Annotated in this window: 6 protein-coding genes; 3 read left to right on the forward strand and 3 right to left on the reverse strand. The window is 64.2% G+C overall.

Features of this window, described 5'->3' with window-relative positions; genetic code table 11:
- From ENZ75_RS26350 to ENZ75_RS26360, 3 genes are all read left to right on the forward strand, one after another.
- A partial coding sequence (locus ENZ75_RS26350) for a YafY family protein (RefSeq protein ID WP_164888013.1) occupies window positions 1-528 on the forward strand: 528 nt, incomplete at its 5' end.
- A 71-nt stretch (window positions 529-599) separates the two neighbouring features.
- The gene (locus ENZ75_RS26355) at window positions 600-995 is read left to right on the forward strand and encodes a VOC family protein (RefSeq protein WP_013529579.1); all 396 of its coding nucleotides are present in this window, start codon (window positions 600-602) and stop codon (window positions 993-995) included.
- Window positions 992-1,429, forward strand: a complete 438-nt coding sequence (locus tag ENZ75_RS26360) for an EVE domain-containing protein (protein ID WP_063169009.1) — start codon at window positions 992-994, stop codon at window positions 1,427-1,429. The genes ENZ75_RS26355 and ENZ75_RS26360 overlap by 4 nt, the downstream gene beginning before the upstream one ends.
- On the opposite strand, the gene ENZ75_RS26365 is transcribed toward ENZ75_RS26360, so the two are convergent.
- From ENZ75_RS26365 to ENZ75_RS26375, 3 genes are read right to left on the reverse strand one after another with little or no spacing between them, the layout of a single operon-like run.
- Window positions 1,426-2,391 carry an ornithine cyclodeaminase family protein gene (locus ENZ75_RS26365; protein WP_063169008.1) on the reverse strand — a complete coding sequence of 322 codons (966 nt, stop codon included), beginning with the start codon at window positions 2,389-2,391 and terminating at the stop codon, window positions 1,426-1,428. The genes ENZ75_RS26360 and ENZ75_RS26365 overlap by 4 nt on opposite strands.
- A 37-nt stretch (window positions 2,392-2,428) precedes the next feature.
- A complete protein-coding gene (locus ENZ75_RS26370; RefSeq protein ID WP_024502826.1) occupies window positions 2,429-2,785 on the reverse strand; it encodes a DUF1049 domain-containing protein in 357 nt (118 codons plus the stop codon).
- Between the two features lie 57 nt (window positions 2,786-2,842).
- The gene (locus ENZ75_RS26375) at window positions 2,843-3,127 is read right to left on the reverse strand and encodes an integration host factor subunit beta (protein WP_006200394.1); all 285 of its coding nucleotides are present in this window, start codon (window positions 3,125-3,127) and stop codon (window positions 2,843-2,845) included.
- Window positions 3,128-3,143 lie beyond the last annotated feature (16 nt).

Genomic DNA, 3,143 nt, shown 5'->3' on the forward strand with positions numbered 1-3,143 from the left:
GGGTTGGGTTATGTGCTCAAGCCCGGCTTCATGCTGCCGCCGCTGATGTTCAGCGACGAGGAGATCGAAGCCATTGTGCTCGGCTCGCGCTGGGTCGCCAGGCAGCCGGACCAGCGTCTCTCGGCCGCCGCCGCCAACGCGTTGGCCAAGATCGCAGCCGTGCTGCCCGACGATCTGCGCGAGGATCTTGACGCGAGCACACTGCTGGTCGGGCCTCCTGCCGCGGCCACCGAGGGCATCGATCTTGGTCTGGTGCGGCAGGCCATCCGCAACGAGCGCAAGCTCGGCTTTCTCTACCGCGATGCCGGCGGGGCCGTGTCCCAGCGCGTCGTCTGGCCATTTGCGCTGGGCTTCTTCGACAAGGTGCGGGTGGTGGTGGCGTGGTGCGAGATGCGGCAGGATTTCCGGCATTTTCGCGCCGATCGCATCGCCGAACTCCAAGCAATGGACACGCGCTATCCGCGTCGTCGCCAGGCGCTGCTCAAGGAATGGCGAACGACGCTCGACAAGCCGCGTGGTTCGCGATGACTGCTGCCATATTCTGACAGTAGCCTATCGTATGTTCGTCAAGTCGAAACACCGAACCTTGGAGAGCAGATATGGCCACCCCGAATTTCGTCATCCTCTATGTCGACCAGCCGCAGCAGAGCGGTGCCTTCTACAGCGCGCTGCTCGGTCGTGAGCCGGTCGAAAGTTCGCCGACCTTCGTGCTGTTCGTGCTCGATGCCGGCTTCAAGCTCGGCCTGTGGTCGCGCCATACGGTGGAGCCGGCAGCCGCCACGTCAGGCGGTGGCGCCGAAATCGTGTTTGCGCTGGATACGCCCGATGCGGTCGATGCCGCCCATGCCGACTGGTCCGGGCGCGGGCTGAAGATCCTGCAGACGCCGACCGACATGGATTTCGGTCGTACTTTTGTCGCGCTCGATCCCGATAATCATCGCCTGCGCGTCTACTGGCTGTCCGACGGGGAACAGGCCAATGGGGAACAGAAATGAGCGCGTATTGGATAGCGGTGGCGTCGGCCGAGCATGTCCGGCGTGGTCGCACAGCCGGCTTCATGCAGGTCAACCACGGCAAGGCGGCACCGCTGCGTCGCGTCAAGCCGGGTGATGGCGTCGTCTACTATTCGCCGACCACTGTTTTGGGCGACAAAGACGGCCTGCAGGCTTTCACGGCGATAGGCATCGTGCGGGAAGGCGAGCCTTATCAGGGCGATATGGGCGCCGGCTTCACGCCGTTCCGCCGCGATGTGGCATGGGCCAAGGCCGAGGAAGCGCCGATCAAGCCGCTGCTCGACAGGCTGGACTTCACCGCGGCCAAGTCGAACTGGGGTTATCAGCTTCGCTTTGGCCTTTTTGAAATCGGGGATCACGATTTTCGTGTGATCGCCGAGGCGATGGGCGCCGAAATGGGTGCAACGGTAAACTAGGCCGTGAGCGCCTTGTAGACGGCAATGCCGGCGGCAAGATCCTCGAGTGCCGCTCCGACCGACTTGAACAGCGTGATCTCACCGGCGCTCTCGCGGCCCTTCTTCCGGCCGCGCGCCAATTCGTGCAGATCGGCGACGATGGCTTCCGGTTTCAGCACGCCGGAGGCCAGCGGTTGGACGATGTCGCCGGCTTCCTTGGTGGCGCCGGCGCGGGTGTCGACATAGACGCGGGCAAGCCTGATCGCATCGTCATCGCTCTCGCGCATCGTCGGCGTAAAGCCGCCGACCAGGTCGACATGGGTTCCCGGCCGCAACAATGCGCCCTTGATCAACGGCGTGGTCGTGATCGTCGCCGAGGAGACGATGTCGGCCTGCCCAAGCTCCGTATCGAGATCGCTTGCCGCACTGGCCGCGAAGCCCTGGGCGCACAGATCGGCCGCGACTTTCTCGGCATTGGCCGGGGTGCGGTTCCAGATGCGGATGGTCTTGATGGGCCGCACGGCCGAGTGCGCCTTGGCGAGGAAGGGCGACAGCGCGCCGGCGCCGACCACAAGCAGCCGCGAGGCATCGTCGCGGGCGAGATAGGAGGCCGCAAGCGCCGAAGCACAGGCGGTGCGCCATTGTGTCAGCCGCTGGCCGTCGATCAGGGCCTCGGGTTCGCCGGTGGCGCCGTTGAGCAGAAGATAGAGCCCCATCACCGCGGGCTTGCCGATGGCATTGTTGTCGGGCGACACGGTGACGATCTTGACGCCGACGTGACCGCCGGCCGACGTGCCGGCCGCGTTGAGATCGGTCCAGGCCGGCATCAAAAGCAGTGTGGAGGCGGCACCATCGGGCCGCTCGATCGTATGATGATGCCTGACCGGCTGCACCGCACCGTCGCGAAACGCCATGCGCAGCGTCTCGACCAGTCCGGGAAAGGTCAGCGCATGGTCGACCTCTGCGGCCGAAATGGTCAGCATGAAAAACTCCGTGAGGACAAAACCGCCGATTGGCGGCTCAAGCGGTCGGCTTCGGCAATGCTGCCCCTTGGGCGGACCCCGGTGCCTGGCTTTGTGATACCGCCGGCGCACGGCTGACCGCCTGGCGCAGGTTCTCGGCTTCGACGCCGCGCTGGCGCGCCAGCTTGCGATAGCGACCCTGTTTGACCCACGTAGCCAGACTGCCGACGATCATGCCGATGGCGAGCGCCAGGAACAGGAAGATGAACAGCGGCAAAGTCAGGGTCAGCTTCGGATTGCCGGGGTTGAACGGGTCCAGCGTGAAGGCGACCAGTTCGCGGTTGGCGACAGCGAGTGCGATCAGGATGATCGCCAGGGGCACGAAGATCGCGATGAGGATGAAGCGATTGAACATGATGTTTTCCGTCGGAAGCTGGCCTGTCCGAAAGGCCGTCAGGCGCTGACGTCGCGCCTACTTGCCGCCGTTCAGCCTTTCACGCAGTTCCTTGCCGGTCTTGAAGAACGGCACCCATTTCTCCTCGACCTCGACGGATTCGCCGGTGCGCGGATTGCGTCCGGTGCGCGCGGGACGATTTTTCACCGAAAAAGCGCCGAAGCCACGCAACTCGACCCGGTTGCCTTCGGCAAGGGCGTCGGTGATTTCATCAAAGATCGCGCCGACGATGTTTTCGACGTCGCGCAGGAAAAGATGCGGATTGCGCGTGGCAATAATCTGCACAAGTTCGGACTTGATCATGAGACGGGTCCCCGTG

It is taken from the genome of Mesorhizobium sp. M7A.F.Ca.CA.002.04.1.1 (assembly GCF_004022805.1).
GTDB classification, from domain to species: Bacteria; Pseudomonadota; Alphaproteobacteria; order Rhizobiales; family Rhizobiaceae; genus Mesorhizobium; species Mesorhizobium ciceri.

Bases quoted from the DNA above. Each gene is read 5' to 3' on its own strand.
- ENZ75_RS26365 (WP_063169008.1), bottom strand. From the start codon at position 2,391: ATGCTGACCATTTCGGCCGCAGAGGTCGACCATGCGCTGACCTTTCCC.
- ENZ75_RS26375 (WP_006200394.1), bottom strand. From the start codon at position 3,127: ATGATCAAGTCCGAACTTGTGCAGATTATTGCCACGCGCAATCCGCAT.
- ENZ75_RS26360 (WP_063169009.1), top strand. From the start codon at position 992: ATGAGCGCGTATTGGATAGCGGTGGCGTCGGCCGAGCATGTCCGGCGT.
- ENZ75_RS26355 (WP_013529579.1), top strand. From the start codon at position 600: ATGGCCACCCCGAATTTCGTCATCCTCTATGTCGACCAGCCGCAGCAG.
- ENZ75_RS26370 (WP_024502826.1), bottom strand. From the start codon at position 2,785: ATGTTCAATCGCTTCATCCTCATCGCGATCTTCGTGCCCCTGGCGATC.